We start from the raw sequence: 19,948 nt of genomic DNA, 5'->3' as shown, positions 1-19,948 counted from the left end.
ATGATTCTACTCAGGCGATCGTGCGATTGCGATGCTTTACGCGCTACGCCTCGCTTGCATCGGCATGTGCGGCGCTTGCCTTGGCGGCGTTCTCGCCTTCCTCTTCCTCCGGCGGGTCGAAACGGTATCCGACATTACGCACGGTGCCGATCACATGCTCATATTCTCCGCCCAGCTTGGCGCGGAGCCTACGGATATGCACGTCGACGGTACGAGTGCCGCCGTAATAATCGTAGCCCCATACTTCCTGCAGCAGCTGCGCACGGGTGAATACGCGTCCCGGATGCTGCACAAGATACTTGAGCAACTCGAATTCCTTGTAGGCAAGGTCGATCGGATGGCTGCGCAGGCTTGCCGTATAGCCATTGGTGTCCACGACCAGATCGCCGGAACGGATGAGACCGTCCTCGTTCTGTACGCCGGTTTCGGCGGCTCCGGCTGCGGATCCCGTCGGAGCGTTGCCACGTTCCGACACCAGACGCAGGCGCCCCTCGACCTCGGCCGGGGAGGCGGTGGAAACCACCACGTCGGCGATGCCCCACTGGGAATTGACCACGGTGAAGCCGCCCTCGGTGAGAATCAGCACAATCGGCGTGGACAGTCCGGAGGCGTGAATCAGACGGCACAGCGTCTTCGCGGTGGCTAGATCGTCACGTGCGTCAAGAAAGAGAATCGTGTTTTCCGGCATCTTCACCAAACTCGCCGCATCCATCGGCAATACGCGCACGCGATGCGAAAGCAGGGCGAGGGAGGGAAGTACGGTGGCGGGGTCGCTAGCGAACGTCATAAGCGTAAGGTCCGTCACGTTAGTCCCCTTTGGTTTGTTGCTGATGCCGCGATTGTACTCTTGCAGTGTTACCGGTGTTTCATGATTGTAGACGCATGATGTGGACACTTACGGCTACATTGGTTCCTAGCACATACGGTTTGACCACATTATGAAAAGGGGGCTGAGATGTCCGCAACTGATGCCGCGACTCGTCCGCATGATTCGAGGGGATCCTTCGGCAAGGTCCTGGCGATCCAGATCGTCGCTTACGTCGTATTGGTCGTGTTGGCGTTGATTCCCGGTATCTCCTATGGAAACCCCGATAATCCCGCTATCGTCTCGTACACGGTCGTCGCCTCGGTCGTGATGATCGTGCTGCTTACGGTGTTCAGTCCGTTCCGTGACGGCACCGTCGGGCATGTGATCTCCGTGATCGCAGGTTTGCTGTCGGTGGTGTGCGCCACGACGATGATGCTGGGGCGCGCGATTTTCCCTGCCGACATCGCTCACCGTGACACGTTCTGGATGCAGGAGGGTTGGATCGCCGGCGTCGGAGGACTGTTGGTGCTGCTGATCGTGATTGTGTTTGGCCGTCAGATGGCGCGCGAGAACCGTACGCATCTGATTCGTTCGTTGTCGCATAATGTGCTCGAAGGCGTTGCGATGATTTCGTCCGCCGGCTGGTGCTTCCTGCCGACGATATTGCCGTTGGTGCATACCGGTGAGAATGCCGCCTCCACCGAATATGGGTCGATGTTGGCATGGGTGATCGCCTCGGTGGTGACGTTGGCCGTCATCGTAGCGTTCGGCGTGTGCTCCTATTTGTGGCGGCGCGATGCGGATCCCGATCCGAAAGCCAACAAACCATGGATCGGACTTGCGCTGGTGCCGGTCATGCTTGCCGGTGCTGCGGTGGGCATCGCTTCTCTCGCCACCGTCATGTTCTGAAATATGTTCTGAAGCCGAATACATGGTGAAGGGGTCCGCAATTATTGCGATTGCGGACCCCTTCACCATGAGTGCCGGTGAGCTAGCCGTCGTGGGAAACGCATCCGAGGAAGGATGCCCTTAGAATGCCAGCATTCCCAGATGTTCCAGCAGCACCTTCACGCCAATCAGAATCAGCACTACGCCGCCTGCGATCTGCGCCGGCTTCTGCCAACGCAATCCGAATGCACGGCCGATATACAGTCCCGCGGCGGAGAACAGGCCGGTGGTCACGCCAATGATGATTACGGAAATCCAAATGTTGAGCGTCATGAAGGCGAAGCTCACGCCGACCGCAAACGCGTCGATGCTGCATGCCACGGCGAGCGGCAGCATGTGGCGCCAATCGAATTCCGCAGTCTCCTTGGCGTTCTCTTCATCCTCGCCGAACGCTTCGCGCACCATGTTGCCGCCAATCAGGGCGAGCAGTCCGAAAATGATCCAATGGTCCACGGCGGTTACGTATTTACTGAAGGTGGAGGCCGCAAAATAGCCGAGTAGAGGGAAAAGCGCTTGGAATCCGCCGAACCACAGCGCGGTTTTGCATGCGTCGATGCCGCGCAGCTTCTTGACGGTCAGGCCTTTGCCGATGGAGACGGCAAAAGCGTCCATGGACACGGAAACGGCGATAAGTAGGGTTTGAATCAACATAGCTGGTAAATAGGTTCATCCCGCCGGTCTCCCCACGGGATGGGCCTCGACGGTTCGTTATTTCCGCCTACGCCTAGGGGTACCGACATAGAACTGCCGCACGCGGGCCAATGGCTTCCAGCGGGCTTTGAATTCAGCGAATACTGTTCGCATGCCGTGAATTACAAGACCCCACTATAGCGCATCTCGCGAAAATATGGCCATGTGGCGGGGCGAATCCTCCAGTCGCTGGATGATTCGGGTCGTTGCATGGGTTCTGAGCGGGGTGATTCCTCCAGTGACTGGATGAATCATCCCGTTTGGAGAGGCCTGAGCGGGGTGATTCATCCACCGGCTGGAGGTTTTGAGTCACTGGGAGGGCTTTGAGTGGGATAATTCCTCCAGTGACTGGATGAATCTAGTTGCTGAGTGGGCCTTGAACGGGTGGATTGTTCCAGTGGCTGGCTGATTTGGGCCGCTGAAAGGGCCTTGAGCGGGGTGATTCCTCCAGTGTATGGAGGTTTTGGGCCGCTATGGGAACAGAAAAGGCTCGCCGATTGATATCGGCGAGCCTTACTCATTGTGGAAAAGAATCACTTCTCGGATTCTTCGAGGCGCTTGCGGGCGGCCACGATCTCTTCCTCGGCCTTGGCGACACCGGTCCAGTAATCGCCCGGCAGGACCTCCTTGCCCGGCTCCAGAGCCTTGTACTGCTCGAAGAAGTGCTTGATTTCAGCCTTGTGGTACTCGGAAACGTCATCAACGTCCTTGATGTCATCGAAACGCACATCGGCCGGCACACACAGCACCTTGTCATCTCCACCGGCTTCGTCAACCATGTGGTACAGACCGACGGCGCGGCACTCGACCACGCAGCCCGGGAACACGGAATTCGGAATCATGACCAAGGCGTCGAGCGGGTCGCCGTCCTCGCCCAGAGTGCCCTCGATGTAGCCGTAATCATCCGGATAACCCATAGAGGTGAACAGGGTGCGGTCCAGGAACACGCGACCGGTCTCGTGATCCACTTCGTACTTGTTCTTGGATCCACGCGGGATTTCCACCACGACGTTGAAAGTTTCTGCCATTGTTTTCTCCTTGATCGGTGTGATCAGCAGTAGTTCGTTACTTAGGATACCCGCTTCCGGGCATCATCGGTGTTGTTCATTCGATATGTTGCGTAATGGAGTTTGTTGCTGCAATCGGCATCTCGGACGGCCTGCCGGCCTCTCCGATGCTGAACGTACCACGACGCCTTTCGCTTGGGGGACCTTGTTCAATCAGGTGCGACGGGCTGAGCGGAATCAGTCCTCGACCACCGTCAGCACGTGCGCCACGTCGGCCCACGGTGCGAGTGAGACGAAGTTGTCCCAACCCCACTCGAACTCGCGGCCGGTCAGTTCGTCGCGTACCTTCACCGGCTTGTCGGTCGGCAGACCGAATTCGCCACGCTCCAAGTGCACGATGGCCTGATGTGCGTTGTGTCCGTCAAGATTGACCACCACGATCACGGTATCCGCCTTGCCGGTGCCGGTCAGTTCGGCCGGGGTCTGGCGCAGGAATGCGATGATGTTCGCATCGTCGCTCGGCAGAACATGCAGATTGTGATAGCTGCGGCACGCCGGGTGCTCGCCGCGGATCTTGTTGAGCGAACCCAGCAGCTCCGCAATGCCGTACTTGTCGGTTTCGGCCCAATCACGAACCTTGATTTCGTACTTCTCGTTGTCGATCTGCTCCTCGAAGCCCGGGCGCTGCTTGTTCTCGATCAGCTCAAAGCCGTTGTAGATGCCCCAGCTTGGGCTTCCCATCGCGGCGAGCACCGCACGCACCGCATGACCGGCGATGCCGTTGTCCCGCACGTAGGCGGTAAGAATGTCGGGCGTGGTGGGCCAGAAGGTGTTGTGCTGGTAGAAACCGCCGTCGCCGTTGGTCTCCTCGAGGTACTCCTCAAGTTCGCCCTTGCCGTTACGCCATGGGAAGTAGCAGTGCGACTGGGTGAATCCGACGTAGCTCAGGGCGCGCATCATGCCCGGACGGGTGAATGCCTCGGCCAGGAACAGCACCTCCGGATGCTTTTTGGTCACGGCGGCAATCACATCCTGCCAGAAACGTACCGGCTTGGTGTGTGGATTGTCGACGCGGAAGATGGTCACGCCCGCCTCGATCCACAGGTTCATGATGCGTTCGACTTCCTTCTCGATGCCTTCCATGTCGGCGTTGAAGTCGATCGGGTAGATGTCCTGATACTTCTTCGGCGGGTTTTCGGCGAACGCGATGGTGCCGTCGGGCTTGGTGCGGAACCAGTTCGGATGTTGCTTGACCCACGGGTGGTCCGGCGAGCACTGCAGAGCGAAATCAAGCGCGATCTCAAGGCCCAACTCATGGGCGCGCTCGCAGAACGCCTTGAAATCATCCATGGTGCCGAGCAACGGATCCACGGTGTCGTGGCCACCCAATTCGGAACCGATGCCGAACGGGGAGCCCGGATCGTTCGGGCCTGCGATCAGCGAATTGTTGCGTCCCTTGCGATTGGTCACACCGATGGGGAAGATCGGTGGCAGATACACGATGTTGAACCCTTCGGCGGCCGCACGCTCCAAGCCGGCCAGAGAGGTCTTGAGATTACCCTGCACGATTTTGCCGTCTTCGCCGTAGTAGGCGCCTTCCGAACGCGGGAAGAACTGGTACCATGCGGCGAAGCTGGACTTCGGACGTTCCACGCGGAACCGCTGCGGATTCGATTCGGACAGGCCGTCTCGTAGCGGATTGGTCTCATGCAGGCGCTGGATATCAGCTGTTTCGGCGGCGGCGAGACGGTCGGCCGGAGACAGTGACTTGTCGGCTATGGTCTTGGCGGCCGCCTGCAGAATCTTCTTGTCGGCCGCAGAGAGTTTGGAATCCTTGGCGCCGGCCCAACGGGCGAGCAGTTGCGCGCCGCTTTCCAGCGCGTTCTCCACATCATCGCCCACCTCGACCTTGATGGCGGCGTCATGCAGCCAGGACTGATACGTGTCCTCCCAGCCTTCGATCACGACATTCCAATCGCCCAGCTGGCGTTTGACGGACGCGTAGTCGGCGTCCCAAGGCTTAAGGTCACTGTGTTCACCGATGCTGACCATCGCGGTCCAACGGTCCAGACCAGGGTTCGAGCAGATCATCGGGGTGCGGCTCACTTCACGGCCGCGGGCGCTGCGTACCGACACGGTGGCGCCGGCCTTGGTGCGGCCTTCGATGAATACCTGGGCAGTCACCGTGAATGCTTCCCCGAGCTCCACCCTAGCGGGGAACAGGCCGTTGTCGGCGGCCGGGGTGATATCCATGACATTGACACGACCGAACTGTTCCGGTGTCGTGCGTTCGATAATGGGCGCAGGAGCCTCTCCGACCACCTGTGGTACCGCGGCCTTGGCCTTGGTCGTACGACGTTTGCGGACCGGCTTCTTGTCGGTTGCCGGTGCTGCTTTGCTGGTGTGCGCGGATGCGCTCTTTTCTACTGCCATACCGCCGATTATAGAGGCGTGACGCTCCCGAAGGGAACTTGATGCACCCTAAATCCATTTTTTCGGTGGATAACTTCGACGATTGCGTCGGGTGAATCGTTTTTTGTGGATAACTTGCGTTGTTTCGGCCACCAAGTTATCCACAACACGCCGAAGCAGACGTTGAGTCGTCCACAACCTCCGAAAATCGCCATCATCGCAACGCTCATATGGCACCCTCGACTTACCTCACGAAAAACGTGCGACAACATCTTCACTAAGGAAATGTCATGAATGCGATGAAGCAACGGAGCCTCGCCATCCTCGTCAGCATGGTGCTGGCACTGATAATGGTCGTGGCCGCGGGATGTCCGACGGCGCAAGCCGCTCAGCTGGAAAAAGCCAGGGCGGGAACCTACTACCCATATACGCTCGATGGCAGGGAATACACCATTGGGGTAAGTGCCCGAGGCACACAAGGGCACAACTACTATTGTCGGCAAATCGCAATGGAAACGGACTACATCACCACCGATTCCGTCATCATGGCCTCAGACGACACCTCACGTCGTCTGGCCTGGTTGATTAACGGCAACCGTCTGAAAACCGATGCATTGCTGCATGCCGCCATCGGCGTACTCGTACATCGCGCCTACGATGATCAGACCGTCTGGGGTCGTCATGAGACATACCTGTTCGGCATCTACGCCGGGCTGGAACAGAAAGTGAACGAACTCTGGAAGGAAGCCGCGGCCAACGTCTGTGATTCCATGGTCGTCACACGGGAGAACACGAAAGGACTGAGTGAGGGCGACGTCAATATCATGGCCCGCAATGCCAACGGTGATTCCTTGGCGGGCATTCGTTTCACCGCCGTCATCAGCGGACCCGCCGTATTCGACAATGACAAGGCCAAAGTGACGGGTGTCACGGCCAAGGAGGCGCAGAGACTGCATTGGAAAGCGACCGGCAGCGGCGACGTCAATGTTCAGGTGACCTATAAACGGCTTGCTTCGGAACAGGCCACCACCGCACAGCAGATGGTCACCTTCGACGATCAGACGCAATACAGTGCCGACCTGCTGACCTTCGACGTCGTCATGCCGACGCATCCGCGGATTTCGACGACGGTCGCCTCGAAACAGGTCGATGCAGGTCAGGAGGTGCGCGACACCGTACGTCTCGACATGCCTGAAGGCCAAACATGGCCGGAAGACGCCGCATATCAGGCCACTGGCTGGTATTTCGATGGGCTGGAAGGCGAACGGCTCGGTCAACGCATCGTACCCGATGATGGCGAAGACGCGCAGACGTTTATAGCACGGCTTGCGGTGGCCGGATACACCCCTTCGGCATACGGTTCAATCACGTTGAATGCCCAACAACCGCAGCGGGAGGCGCTCGCGGTCACCCAGCCGTCTGGATCAACGGCATATGCGGCGCGAGGTGATGGCGGCTTCGGTACATGGGTGTGGGCCATCGAACGCGACCTGCAGACGGATGCGGTCAAACGGACGTTGGAAGGCGATGTGGTCAGTGCGTTCCTCGACGCCGAGGAGACGAACGTGAATCGTGCACGGCTCGAGGTGCGATCCAAGGCGGATCGACAAACCGCAACGATAGGGCAGGAGATTTCCGACAGCATCACCGTATCTGGCTTTCCGGACGATCATGGGACATTCTCCGGCAACGAAGACTATGGATTCGGTGCGGATACGCCATATGCGCAGGTAAGTGTGTGGTGGGCCGCCGATGATTGCGAGCCGGACACCCATGAAGAGCCTGAGGAGGATGACAATCACCGGTTGATCGGCACCTGGGACTACCCGGCCGTCAGCGGCACCTTTCGTGTGGGCGACGGTGAAAAGGATGCCCATGGCAATCCGGTGCACATCAGCGCACAGCAGTCGGGTTGGTACGTATTCGTCTGGAAATATGAAGGCGACAGTCGTGTCGGGGCGACGGTCAGCTCATATGCCGATGAGCTTGAGCGCGTCAGGGTGGTGGCGGCCGACGAGATGCAGATGCCGAAAACGGGAAGCTCGTTCATGCTGGCGCTTGGTATAGTGATCGCCGCGCTGGCGACGGGGGCATTCATGCTGTTTGCCGTGCAACGTCGATGAAGGGTGTTTCGATCCATGTGATAGGGGGTGCTATCGAAAGACTTCGGGGAACCCCCTCCAAAAAAATCAAGCATACGACTTCGATACCGGGAAATCGTTGATTTTAAGCCACTGACGAACGGTTTTTACTACCGACGAATTCACATTTTTGCCTATCTACAATCATGACGTTGTCGTTTTGATTGGAGGTAACAATGACAGACGAAAACGAGAACGTGCAGCGTCAGAATCTGACCGATTCCCCTCACTACCTTGCAAGGGTCCTGATGGAGAACGGCATCAGGAACATGTACGGCGTGGTCGGCATCCCGGTCACCGATTTCGCCCGCATCGCCCAAGGCATGGGCATGCGCTACATCGGTATGCGCCATGAGGAGGATGCGGTCAACGCGGCCGCGGCCGATGGATTCATTACCGGCAGGCCATCGGTGGCCCTGACCGTATCCGCCCCCGGTTTCCTCAACGGATTGCCGGCATTGCTTGAGGCGACTACGAACGGTTATCCGGTCATCATGATCGGCGGATCGTCCACCCGCCACGTCGTGGATCTTTCCGAAGGCGAATATGAGGGTCTTGACCAGATGAGCTATGCCAAGCAGTTCTGCAAGGCATCGTTCCGCGTGGACAGGATCGAGGACATTCCGCTGGTCGTGGCGCGCGCCATGCATGTCGCTTCCTCCGGTCGCCCGGGTGCCGTGTACATCGATTTCCCGGACGATACCGTCGCCCAGACGCTGAGCCAGGATGATGCCGACAGGTTGCTGTGGACCGCCACCGATCCGGCTCCGTCCATGCCGCCGGCACGCGAATCCGTTGATGCGGCGTTGGAACTGCTCCGTCAGGCCAAGCGTCCGCTGATGGTCGTCGGCAAGGGTGCGGCGATGGCCCGCGCCGAAGAGGAAGTGCGCGAATTCGTCAAGAAGACCGACATTCCGTTCCAGCCGATGTCCATGGCCAAGGGCGTGATTCCGGACGATGATCCGCACAGCACCGCCAGCTGCCGCTCCCTGGCCCTGGGCAGCGCCGATGTGGTGCTGCTGGTGGGCGCACGCCTCAACTGGATGCTTTCCTTCGGCCAGGGCAAGCTGTGGAACAAGGATGTGAAGTTCATCCAGATCGACATCGATCCGGAAGAGATCGAGAACGCCCGTGAGATCGCCGTTCCGGTGGTCGGAGACATCAGGTCCGCCATGACCATGCTCAACGGCTCGCTGGCTGAGTTCCCGTTCAAGGCTTCTGAGGAATGGCTCGGCATGCTGAAGGAAGCCGGTGCCAAGAACGTGGCCAAGTTCGCGGCGAAGGAGAACTCCGATCAGGTGCCGATGGGGCACTACAACGCGCTTGGCGCCATCAAGAAGGTCTACGACCGTCACCATGAGGATCTCATCCTCACCAATGAGGGAGCCAACTCGTTGGATGACTGCCGCAACATCATCAATATGTACGAGCCACGTCATCGTCTGGACTGCGGCACGTGGGGCGTGATGGGCTGCGGCACAGGCTACGCCATCGGCGCTGCGGTCTCCACGGGCAAGAAGGTGCTGTACGTAGGCGGCGACTCCGCCTTTGGCTTCGACGGCATGGAAGTGGAAGTGGCTTGCCGCTATAACCTGCCAATCACCTTCGTGGTGCTCAACAACGGCGGCATCTACCGTGGCGACTTCGAAAACCTCGGCAATGATGGCGACCCGTCGCCGCTGACCCTAACCTATGAGGCACACTACGAGAAGATGATCGAAGCCTTTGGCGGCAAGGGCTATTACGCCACAACCCCTGAAGATGTCGAAAAGATGGTCGAGGAAGCGGTCAAATCCGGGCGTCCGAGCTTCGTGCACGTGCAGATCGCGCAATATGCGGGCAAGGAATCCGGCAACATCGGCGCGCTGAACCCGAAGCCAGTGGTCGGTCCTCTGGTCGATTCCGAAGTCACCTCGCACGATTACGTCTCCGGTGCACGCATGTAACCAGGTGAGTGCGAGTCCGCGGGCGTGCGAACGGTGGGATGCGTGCGCCCGCGGGTCTGTGCTCCAGATCGAAAGAACTGAATAATGGTAAATATTCTGATAAACGATATTGTGCCGATCATCGTCATCATGGCACTGGGCTATATCTGTGGCAAATTCAGCTACTTTGACGATGATCAGCGTCAAGGTCTCAATAAAGTGGTGCTCAACATCGCCCTTCCTGCGGCATTGTTCGTATCCATCATCAAGGCCACCCGCGAAATGCTCGCACAGGACGCAACGCTGACCGCCATCGGCTTCATCGGCGTCATCGTCATGTTCATGGTCTGCTACTACCTGTGCCGTCTGCTGTTTCACCGCAGCATCCAGGAAGCGGCCGTCAGTGCGCTGATCGCAGGCTCTCCGACCATCGGATTCCTCGGATTCGCAGTGCTCGACCCGATTTACGGCGACACCGTGAGCACGAATCTGGTCATCGCCATCATCTCCATCGTCGTCAACGCCGTGACCATTCCTATCGGCATGTATCTGATCAATCTCGGCCAGGCCAAGGACCGTGCGAAACTGTCCGCCGAAACCGTGGTCGACGCAAAGGGTGATGTCACGGTCGATCCGTCCAAGGATGCCAAGGCGGATAAGACGGCTGAACTCCTGGTACACGGCTCCTCGAATGCGGGCAAGAATAAGAACGGCAACCTTCAGGCTCTGCTCAATGCACTGAAGCAGCCGGTCTGCTGGGCGCCGTTGCTGGCTATCATCCTGGTGCTGCTGGGCGTCCACGTGCCGGATCAGGTGGCGCCGACCTTCGACCTGATCGCCAAGGCCAACTCCGGTGTGGCCGTGCTCGCCGCAGGCTTGGCGCTGTCCACCGTGAAGTTCTCTCTCGGCTGGGAAACCATTTGGAACACGTTCTTCCGCCTGATTCTCACCCCGGCCGTGTTCCTGGGCGTGGGTCTGCTATGTGGCATGGGCGGCGACATCGACAAGATCTCCATGCTGGTCATGGCGGTGGCATTGCCGCCGGCATTCTCCGGAATCATCATTTCCAGCCGCTACAACATCTATGTCAAGGAAGGCGCTTCGACCACGGCCGTTTCGACCGTCGTGTTCGCAGCCACCTGCCTGCTGTGGATCTGGCTCGTACCGTTCTGCGTGCACTGAACCGTTTCCATAGGTTTGATGAGCCCTGTACCGAAAGGTGCGGGGCTTTTTGCTGCATGTGTGAGCAACGCGCATAACGCAGTGCATGCCGATCATATGGTGGTTGCATCAGATGCCAGTGAATGCCCACTGCATTCGAATCGATATGAAAAAGCCACGCGGCGTATGGGGCGCCAATCCACGGTAAAACATAAAAAGGGGCCGAACCGGAAGGATTCGACCCCTGAGGAAAGTCGCGACGAGCGGCAAAGGCTACTTCAGATCAGCCTTCACGCCATCATTGCCACCGATGACACCATTGGAAAGCAGCTCGGAGATCTGGTCGTCGCTATAGCCCAGACCCTTGAGGATCTCCTCGTTGTTCTCGCCAAGCTTCGGCGCACGCTGGTAATCAGGCGTGAAGTTGCTCATGGTGAACGGCATGCCGATGGTCTTGAAGTCACCACGGGCATCCTGCTGATCGATGGTGACGATGGTACCGTCATCATTCAGATCCGGATCGTTCTCCAGCTCGTTCCAGTCCAGCACCGGGCCGACCGGAACGCCCTTGGCGCCCAGCTCCTTGGTCAGCGTGTACTTGTCGTACTGCATGGTGTATTCCTCGACGCGCTTGTACACCTCTTCCTTATGCTCATCGCGGGCGTTGGCGGTGTTGAAACGCGGATCGGTGATCCAATCCTCGAAGCCCATGGCGTGGCAGAAGTTCTCGAAGCCCTTCTTGGACTGCTGGATCACGATATACACATAGGCGTTCTGATCGGTCTCCCAGCCCTTGGCGCGATAGCACCAGCCGAGCACCAGACCGCCCTCGGCATTGGCCGCACGCGGAATGGCCTTGCCCCACTTGTAGTTCGGATAGCAGTCATAATAGGAGAGCTTGCCGAGACGATCGAGAATCAGCTGATCACGCAGCTTGACACGGCACAGATTCAGCACGGCGTTCTGCATGGACTGGTAGACGTAGCAGCCCTCGCCGGTGCGCTGGCGCTGCAGCAGTGCGGACAGGATGGCGATCAGCAGATGCATGCCGCTGTTGGAATCGCCCAAAGCCGCACCGGACTGGGTTGGCACATTGCGCTCGCCGTCATACCAGCCGGTGGTCGAAGCCGCACCGCCGGCGCTTTGGGCGACGGGCTCGAATGCCTTCACATGCTCGAAGCGGCTGCCCTTGTTGAATCCTTTGAGGGATGCCATGATGCAGCGAGGATTGATCTTGTGCACCTCGTCCCAGCCGAAGCCGAGCTTTTCGACATCGCCCGGGCCGATGTTCTCGACGAATACGTCGGCATCCTTCAGCAGATCGGCGAGGATCTTCTTGCCTTCTGGATCCTTCATGTTCAGTGTGATGGACTTCTTGTTGGCATTGAGCTGAAGGAAGTACAGGGAATACGATCCGTCCACGTCGTTCATTTCGTTACGCGTCGGGTCTCCGCCCTGAACCTTCTCCACCTTGATGACTTCAGCGCCCATCCAGGCGAGCATCTGCGTGCAGGAAGGACCGGACTGCACCTGAGTCCAGTCGATGACCTTGATTCCCTTGAGGGGAGCGGTATCTTGTGTCATTTGTGACCTCCTTGTTGTAGTCAACGAGGTCAATGTATCCCGTTGAACCTTGGAGATTGCGGGATTTTCAGCCAGTAGGAACAACCTTTGGCTTTGGGCGGATTGCTGAGGAGCGTCACGCGGCTGGATCTTGCAAAAAGCGTGGGAAACCACCTGGTTTCCGTTTTCCGTGATTGAGTGGCCCATTCCCATAAAAAGTGGTCTGATTCCAGCGTTTGATGTCATAGACAGGTCGGTTTTTGTGGAAACGGATCGGTTTTCCGTGGGAATGGGCCAATTTGTGCGGTGATAACGGCGCTATGTGGTGCTGGAGTGTGCAGTACCCGCTCGTAATGCGAAACTGCCATTGCCGTGAACGAAAAAGCCGCCAGATTATTCATCTGACGGCTTATCTCAATTGGTAGCGGGGCATGGATTTGAACCATGGACCTCTGGGTTATGAGCCCAGCGAGCTACCGAGCTGCTCCACCCCGCGACGGCTTGTCTTCGTGACAGCTCTATCTACTTTACGAATGAGCGAATAAATGTCAAGTCGGCGTGTCGTAATTGGTTGATGTCGTGAACCCCCGTCGGATAACGCATTATCAATATTTCCTATATCGGTAGGCCCGTTAGGGGAGCGTTCCATATCCGTGCCCGCACCATAATAGGGACTATGCCTATCAAGATCCCCAGCGGCCTGCCGGCCAGAGCCATCCTCGATTCGGAACGAATCTTCGCGCTTGAAAAGCCAGAAGCGGAGCGTCAGCGTGTGCGCCCGCTGAAACTGGTGATCCTGAATCTCATGCCGAAGAAGATCGAGACGGAGACGCAGCTGCTGCGCCTGATTTCGAAGAGTCCGCTGCAGGTCGAGATCGACTTCATGAAGACCTCTACGCATGAGGCCACGCACGTGAGCGCCGACCATCTGGTGAAGTTCTACGAGACGCTCGATACTTTCGAAGACAATTATTATGACGGCTTCGTGGTGACGGGCGCGCCGGTGGAGCACCTTGACTTCGAACAGGTTGATTATTGGGACGAGTTCAAGCGGATTCTTGACTGGGCGGGCAGTCACGTCTTCTCCACCATGTATCTGTGCTGGGGTGCGATGGGTGCGCTCAACTACCGTTACGGCGTGCGCAAGGTGAATCTTCCCGAGAAGATCTTCGGAGTGTTCCCGCAGTATCTGCAGGATGAGTACTGCTTTCTGACGAACGGTTTCGATGAGATCAGCCTGCAGCCGCATTCTCGTCTTGCCGGTGTGGATGAGGGCGACATCGCGCGCAATCCGGATCTGCAGGTGCTTACCTGGGGGCCGAAGTCCGGTCCGGGGCTGATCGCCACGCGAGACTTCTCCGAGGTGTTCGCGCTGGGTCACTGGGAATACGGTAAATATACGCTCTCCGAAGAGTATGAGCGTGATATGAAGAAGGGCATGACCAATGTGCCATTCCCCGAGAACTACTTCCCGCATGACGATCCGCAGCTCGAGCCGGTGTTCGCCTGGCGCGCCCATGCGAATCTGCTGTGGCGCAACTGGCTGAACTGGGTTTATCAGACCACGCCGTACGATTTGGGCGAGGTGCCGCAGTTGCGCGCCGAGAAACGCCTTGGTACGGATCGCTCCATTCGGCATGAGCCCGGAAGTCCGCGCGTCGACGCGTTCACGCCGTTCTCGCGCGATGGATACGGTGTGATTCGGGGCTGATTCAGGTCGCGTCTTCCAGGCCGGCCATGTCGTATTCGGAATTTTTCCGATTGCGATACGTCTGCTAGTGTTTATCTTGGTATTCCAAAGGTGGGATAGACTTCGATAAAGCGTTTTATCATTAATGATGGTTAGCGACGAAACGTTGACGCCACCGACAGAACATGAAGCCGTGTCTAGTTGTCGCAGCTCCGTGCGAAACGCCGGAAACGTCAGATGGCAGTAAAGGAGGGGCCGTGCGTGGAGATGTTGTCGAGACACAGGCTAATAATCCTTTCCAGCCATTCGGAGTTGAATGTGTCGATGCGGTTCCGGTCACGTTGACACATGCTTCGAAGGACGAACTGGTTTAGTAACCAGAACGTCACATTCGACTCGGTTGTTGGGCTAAACTAACAGCTGACACAAGAGCAGGAGGCGTGAATGATTGGTGCATTGGGAGAGGGCATGCTGACCATTGCTGATGGTCCCGAGATGCCGAGTATCAATGACTTCCTTCCCGATCCGTTCGTATTCCAGGGCACGCCGTTCGCCATCAACCGCATCATTCTGGTCCGTATTCTCGCGACCGTCATCATGATGCTGGTTCTCGGTATCACGGCTAGCCGTGCAAAGCTCATTCCCGGCCGCTGGCAGGGCGCAGTCGAATGGCTGATCGAATTCGTCCGCGACAACATCGTCTATCAGGTGATGGGCGAGTTGCGCGGCAAACGTTATGTGCCGATGATCACCACCGTGTTCTGCACGCTGCTGATCTTCAATCTGTGCGGCATCATTCCGGGCTTCAATATCGCGGCAAGCGCGTCCATCACGTTGCCGTTGGTGTTTGCCATGTGGTGCTTCTGCCAGTATTGGATTGCCGGCATCCGTGAAAAGGGCCTTGGCCACTTCCTGAGGGATGAGATCTTCCCGAAGGGCGTGCCGGCTCCGATCTACATTCTGCTGTCCCCGATTCAGCTGCTTGAGCTGCTGATTATCCGCCCGTTCTCGTTGACGATCCGACTGTTCGCCAACATGGTTTCGGGCCATTTGATCCTTGCGCTGTGCCTCTCGGCCACGCAGTTCTTCCTTATTGATGTGGTGAACAAGCTCATGATGCCGTTCGGCATCATCACGTTTGCCGCTGGCATGTTCATGTTCCTGTTCGAGGCGCTGGTCGCCTGCCTGCAGGCTTACATCTTTGCCATCCTGACCACCGCCTACATCAATATGAGCTATCCGGAGATTGACTGATCGCCGGCTTTGTAAGTGTTGCTTTGCTAAGCAATAACCAGAAAGGAAACAATCATGGATATCGTTACCCTCGCTGAGGTTGCCGGCAACCTGAACGTCGTTGGCTACGGCCTCGCCGCAATCGGCCCTGGCATCGGTCTGGGCATCCTGATCGGCAAGACCATCGAAGGCACCGCCCGTCAGCCTGAGCTCGGTAGCCGTCTGCAGACCCTCATGTTCCTGGGTCTGGCATTCGTCGAGGTGCTGGCACTGCTCGGCTTCGTGCTCGCCTTCATCAAGTAAGCCTTGACCCAAGGTAACACCGAAGACGCAAACGAACGTGAAAGGAGGAAGACACTATGGTGACCGCAGCTAGCGAGATGGAACTGTTCCTTCCGAAAAGCTACGACATTTTCTGGTCGTTGGTCATTCTGATCATCGTCGCCGTGTTCTTCTACAAGTTCTTCCTGCCGAAGTTCCAGGCCGTGTTCGATGAGCGCGCCGCGAAGATCGAGGGTGGCATCGCCAAGGCCGAGCAGGCCCAGAAGGATGCCGATGAAGCCAAGGCGAAGTACGAGGCCCAGCTGAGCACCGCCCGCGTCGAGGCTTCCAAGATCCGTGATGATGCACGTGCGGAGGCATCGCACATCATCGCTGACGCACGCTCCCGTGCCGAGAGCGACGCCGCGCAGATCACCGCCACCGCCCAGCGCTCCATCGAATCTCAGCAGCAGCAGGCGCTGGTCAGCCTGAAGGGTGAGGTCGGCGTGCTGGCAACGGCACTGGCCGGCAAGATCCTGGGCAGCAAGCTCGAGAATGATGATGTGCAGTCGTCGATGATCGACCGGATGATCGCCGACATGGACAGCGACAAGAAGTGATTGAAGACCTTCAAGAAAGGGAGGTGACCAATGCGAGGAGAGGCATCGCGCATCGCAGATCGCGTTTCGCGTGACTCGCTGGCCCCCAAGCTGCGTGGCTCCGGCGAGGATGCATGGCGTATCGGGAACGAGCTGTTCACGATCACCAGCGTGCTCGACCACAACATCCAGCTTGAACGTGCCCTCACCGACCCGTCGCGCCCTGTCGAAGACAAGGTCGCAGTGCTGAAGACCCTGATCGGCGAACAGTCCCATCCGCTCACGATGGAGATCATGAGCGATTTGGTATCCCGCCGTTGGAGCCGCGTGTCCGACATCGCCAACGCCGTGGAGGATTTCGGCGTTGACGGCATGATGTACTACGCGGATTACACCAATGCCACGCTGCAGGTTTCCATTGAACTTGCCCAGCTGCATTCCGCACTGCTCAACCTTCCGGTCGTACGATCCAAGCTCTATGACGCAACCGTCCCCGCCGAAGCCCGCATCAAGCTGCTGTACAGCCTGATTGGCGATGCGGACTTCAATCAGGTGACCAAGCGTCTGGCGGAGCATGCGACCTGCAATCTGCGCAATCGTCGCTATCTGCAGACCATTCAGTGGCTGATCAACAAGCTCTCCCGCCATATGGGCGAGTCCATGGTCACCGTCACCACGGCAAAGCCACTGACCGATGAGCAGGTCGACAAGCTCGTCGCCGTCTACTCGGCCAAGACCGGCCATCCGGTGCATATCAACTCGGTGGTCGATCCGACCGTCATGGGTGGTATGCGCATCCAGGTGGGCGACGAGGTCACCGACAACACGGTGGTCGCACAACTGCAGCATCTTCAGCGCACGGTGAAGGCAACCGCCTGACGCGGTTCGCCGCACGGTGAACAAGCCTGAAACAAGACTTGACTGAATTTAAAAACAACAATAAGGAGTGATCATGGCAGAACTTACCATTGATCCCACCACGATACGCAAGGCGCTCGATGATTTCGTCGAGTCGTACAAGCCGTCGGATACGCCGACCCAGGAGGTCGGTTACGTCGCGACTGCTGGCGACGGCATTGCGCACGTGACGGGACTGCCTGGTTGCATGGCCAATGAGCTGCTGACCTTCGAAGACGGCACGCTTGGCCTGGCGTTCAACCTTGACGCCCGCGAGATCGGTGTGGTTATCCTCGGCGATTTCGCAGGTATCGAGGAGGGCCAGGAAGTGCGTCGTACCGGCGAAGTGCTCTCCGTGCCCGTCGGCGACGGCTATCTCGGCCGCGTCGTGGACCCGCTAGGCAACCCGATTGACGGTCTTGGCGAAATCAAGACCGAAGGCCGTCGTATTCTCGAGGCCCAGGCACCTGACGTTATGCATCGTCATCCGGTTGACGAGCCTATGTCCACCGGCCTGAAGGCCATCGACGCAATGACGCCGATCGGCCGTGGCCAGCGCCAGCTCATCATCGGCGACCGCCAGACCGGTAAGACCGCTATCGCAATCGATACGATCATCAACCAGAAGCGTAACTGGGAATCCGGCGATCCGAAGAAGCAGGTCCGCTGCATCTACGTCGCCATCGGCCAGAAGGGCTCCACCATCGCATCGGTGAAGCAGTCCCTCGAAGAGGCCGGCGCCATGGAGTACACCACCATCGTGGCCTCCCCGGCATCCGATTCCGCAGGCTTCAAGTACATCGCACCGTACACCGGTTCCGCCATCGGACAGCACTGGATGTACAACGGCAAGCACGTGCTCATCGTTTTCGACGATCTGTCGAAGCAGGCCGAAGCCTACCGTTCGATCTCCCTGCTGCTGCGCCGCCCGCCGGGACGTGAGGCTTACCCGGGCGATGTGTTCTACCTGCACTCCCGTCTGCTCGAACGTTGCGCCAAGGTTTCCGATGACCTCGGCGGCGGCTCGATGACCGGTCTGCCGATCGTCGAGACCAAGGCGAACGACGTGTCCGCGTACATTCCGACCAACGTCATCTCCATCACGGATGGCCAGATCTTCCTGCAGTCCGACCTGTTCAACGCGAACCAGCGTCCTGCAGTGGACGTCGGCATCTCCGTGTCTCGAGTCGGTGGCGCCGCCCAGACCAAGGCTTTGAAGAAGGTCTCCGGCACGCTGAAGATTTCGCTGGCACAGTACCGTTCGCTGGAATCCTTCGCCATGTTCGCCTCCGATCTGGATGCGGCTTCGAAGGCTCAGCTGAACCGTGGTTCGCATCTGACCGAGCTGTTGAAGCAGCCTCAGTTCTCCCCGTACTCGATGGAGCAGGAGGTCGTCTCCGTGTGGGCCGGCACCCATGGCAAGATGGATGACCTGCCGTTGGGCGACGTGCTGCCGTTCGAGAAGGCCATGCTGGATTATCTGGATCACAACACCGATATCCTCAAGACCATCCGTGAGACCGAAGACTTCACCGCCGACACCGAGGCAGCCCTCGACAAGGCAGTGGAAGCGTTCCGTGAGACCTTCGTGACCAGCGCGGGCAAACCGCTGGTCGAGAAGAAGCCTGACGTCAAGAACGCCACTCCGGTTGAGCAGGAAAAGATCGTCGCAGGAGAGAAGTGATTCATGGGCTCGCAACTCGCATTGAAATCTAGGATCGCCTCCACTGCGTCGCTGGAGAAAATCTTCAACGCGCAGGAGATGATCGCGTCTTCGCATATCGCCAAGGCACGTGACGTGGCCCTGAACGCGAAGCCGTATACCGATGCGATTTTCGACGCCGTGCAAGCGCTGGTGGCGCACACCCATATCGATCATCCGATCGTGAAGAAGGACGAGGACAACCCTCGCGTGGCTGTCCTCGCCCTCACCTCGGACCGTGGTATGGCAGGCCCGTACACCTCCTCGATCATCCGCGAAACGGAATCGCTGCTCGCCCGCCTCGACGCGGCAGGCAAGCAGCCGGAACTGTATGTGTATGGTCGCCGCGGTGTGACGTACTACAAGTACCGCAACCGTGATGTTGCCGGTACTTGGGAGGGCGATACCGACCAGCCCGGCGTGGAAGTCGCAGAATCCATCTCGAAGGCACTGATGGACGCCTATATGAAGCCGGCGGACCAGGGTGGGGTTTCCGAACTCTACATCGTGTTCACCGAATTCGTGAATATGGTGGTCCAGAAGGTGCGTGTGCTGCGTATGCTGCCCGTTGAGCTCGTGCTTCCGGAACAGCAGGGCTCCGGTCCTGTGTCCGAATCCGATGCCGACGCCGCGACCCCGCTCTATGCGTTCGAACCGAACGTCGACGAAGTACTTGACGCGATCCTGCCGAAGTACATTCAGTCCCGCATCCATGAATGCCTGCTCACCGCGGCGGCATCCGAGACTGCAAGCCGACAGAACGCCATGCATACGGCCACAGACAACGCCCGCAGCCTGATCGACGACCTGACCCGCAAGCTCAACGCTTCCCGCCAGGCTTCGATTACCCAGGAACTTACCGAAATCATCGGCAGCGCCGACGCGCTGAATAAGAAGGAAGAGTAGGAACG

16 protein-coding genes and 1 tRNA gene are annotated in these 19,948 nt (G+C 58.4%); 11 read left to right on the top strand and 6 right to left on the bottom strand.

Going from position 1 to position 19,948, the window contains the following annotated elements:
- Nucleotides 1-43: 43 nt before the first annotated feature.
- Nucleotides 44-805: a winged helix-turn-helix transcriptional regulator gene (locus BBDE_RS09430; RefSeq protein WP_012902508.1), complete on the bottom strand. Its 762-nt coding sequence runs from the start codon at nt 803-805 to the stop codon at nt 44-46.
- Between the two features lie 150 nt (nt 806-955).
- Here BBDE_RS09430 and BBDE_RS09425 point away from each other — a divergent pair, with 150 nt between their 5' ends.
- Complete coding sequence (locus tag BBDE_RS09425) at nt 956-1,717, top strand: hypothetical protein (protein ID WP_003838676.1); 762 nt, start codon at nt 956-958, stop codon at nt 1,715-1,717.
- A gap of 120 nt (nt 1,718-1,837) precedes the next feature.
- Here the strand turns inward: BBDE_RS09425 and BBDE_RS09420 are convergent, their stop codons facing one another.
- From BBDE_RS09420 to BBDE_RS09410, 3 genes are all read right to left on the bottom strand, one after another.
- Nucleotides 1,838-2,407, bottom strand: coding sequence for a manganese efflux pump MntP (locus BBDE_RS09420; RefSeq protein ID WP_003838678.1), 570 nt, complete (start codon nt 2,405-2,407; stop codon nt 1,838-1,840).
- A 572-nt stretch (nt 2,408-2,979) separates the two neighbouring features.
- Nucleotides 2,980-3,474 carry an inorganic diphosphatase gene (locus BBDE_RS09415; RefSeq protein ID WP_003838679.1) on the bottom strand — a complete coding sequence of 165 codons (495 nt, stop codon included), beginning with the start codon at nt 3,472-3,474 and terminating at the stop codon, nt 2,980-2,982.
- A 216-nt stretch (nt 3,475-3,690) separates the two neighbouring features.
- Nucleotides 3,691-5,886: an alpha-1,4-glucan--maltose-1-phosphate maltosyltransferase gene (locus BBDE_RS09410; RefSeq protein ID WP_003838684.1), complete on the bottom strand. Its 2,196-nt coding sequence runs from the start codon at nt 5,884-5,886 to the stop codon at nt 3,691-3,693.
- A gap of 269 nt (nt 5,887-6,155) precedes the next feature.
- On the opposite strand from BBDE_RS09410, the gene BBDE_RS09405 reads away from it, so the two are divergent.
- From BBDE_RS09405 to BBDE_RS09395, 3 genes are all read left to right on the top strand, one after another.
- Nucleotides 6,156-7,988: a hypothetical protein gene (locus BBDE_RS09405; protein WP_012902506.1), complete on the top strand. Its 1,833-nt coding sequence runs from the start codon at nt 6,156-6,158 to the stop codon at nt 7,986-7,988.
- Between the two features lie 194 nt (nt 7,989-8,182).
- Nucleotides 8,183-9,952, top strand: a complete 1,770-nt coding sequence (gene oxc, locus BBDE_RS09400; protein ID WP_003838690.1) for an oxalyl-CoA decarboxylase — start codon at nt 8,183-8,185, stop codon at nt 9,950-9,952.
- An 84-nt stretch (nt 9,953-10,036) separates the two neighbouring features.
- Nucleotides 10,037-11,113 carry an AEC family transporter gene (locus tag BBDE_RS09395; protein ID WP_003838691.1) on the top strand — a complete coding sequence of 359 codons (1,077 nt, stop codon included), beginning with the start codon at nt 10,037-10,039 and terminating at the stop codon, nt 11,111-11,113.
- 252 nt (nt 11,114-11,365) lie between these two features.
- On the opposite strand, the gene frc is transcribed toward BBDE_RS09395, so the two are convergent.
- Nucleotides 11,366-12,676 (bottom strand): formyl-CoA transferase, encoded by a 1,311-nt coding sequence (gene frc / locus BBDE_RS09390; RefSeq protein ID WP_012902505.1) that lies wholly within the window; start codon nt 12,674-12,676, stop codon nt 11,366-11,368.
- Between the two features lie 398 nt (nt 12,677-13,074).
- A tRNA-Met gene (locus tag BBDE_RS09385) sits at nt 13,075-13,151 on the bottom strand.
- Nucleotides 13,152-13,331: 180 nt separating this feature from the next.
- Here BBDE_RS09385 and BBDE_RS09380 point away from each other — a divergent pair.
- The 7 genes from BBDE_RS09380 (at nt 13,332) to BBDE_RS09350 (ending at nt 19,943) form a co-directional block, all read left to right on the top strand.
- Nucleotides 13,332-14,366: a homoserine O-succinyltransferase gene (locus tag BBDE_RS09380; RefSeq protein ID WP_003838694.1), complete on the top strand. Its 1,035-nt coding sequence runs from the start codon at nt 13,332-13,334 to the stop codon at nt 14,364-14,366.
- 423 nt (nt 14,367-14,789) lie between these two features.
- A complete protein-coding gene (gene atpB, locus BBDE_RS09375; RefSeq protein WP_003838697.1) occupies nt 14,790-15,599 on the top strand; it encodes a F0F1 ATP synthase subunit A in 810 nt (269 codons plus the stop codon).
- Nucleotides 15,600-15,653: 54 nt separating this feature from the next.
- The gene (gene atpE, locus BBDE_RS09370; protein WP_003809874.1) at nt 15,654-15,881 is read left to right on the top strand and encodes an ATP synthase F0 subunit C; all 228 of its coding nucleotides are present in this window, start codon (nt 15,654-15,656) and stop codon (nt 15,879-15,881) included.
- 56 nt (nt 15,882-15,937) lie between these two features.
- Nucleotides 15,938-16,459 carry a F0F1 ATP synthase subunit B gene (locus BBDE_RS09365; protein ID WP_003838699.1) on the top strand — a complete coding sequence of 174 codons (522 nt, stop codon included), beginning with the start codon at nt 15,938-15,940 and terminating at the stop codon, nt 16,457-16,459.
- 30 nt (nt 16,460-16,489) lie between these two features.
- Nucleotides 16,490-17,317, top strand: coding sequence for a F0F1 ATP synthase subunit delta (locus tag BBDE_RS09360; RefSeq protein ID WP_003838701.1), 828 nt, complete (start codon nt 16,490-16,492; stop codon nt 17,315-17,317).
- Nucleotides 17,318-17,390: 73 nt separating this feature from the next.
- Nucleotides 17,391-19,019, top strand: coding sequence for a F0F1 ATP synthase subunit alpha (gene atpA, locus BBDE_RS09355; protein WP_003838702.1), 1,629 nt, complete (start codon nt 17,391-17,393; stop codon nt 19,017-19,019).
- Nucleotides 19,020-19,022: 3 nt separating this feature from the next.
- Complete coding sequence (locus BBDE_RS09350; protein WP_003838704.1) at nt 19,023-19,943, top strand: F0F1 ATP synthase subunit gamma; 921 nt, start codon at nt 19,023-19,025, stop codon at nt 19,941-19,943.
- Nucleotides 19,944-19,948: the final 5 nt, after the last annotated feature.

The sequence above is a fragment of the Bifidobacterium dentium JCM 1195 = DSM 20436 genome (assembly GCF_001042595.1).
Taxonomy (GTDB): domain Bacteria; phylum Actinomycetota; class Actinomycetes; order Actinomycetales; family Bifidobacteriaceae; genus Bifidobacterium; species Bifidobacterium dentium.
Note: the sequence above shows the minus strand (reverse complement) of the source record. Positions and strands in the feature narration are given on the sequence as shown.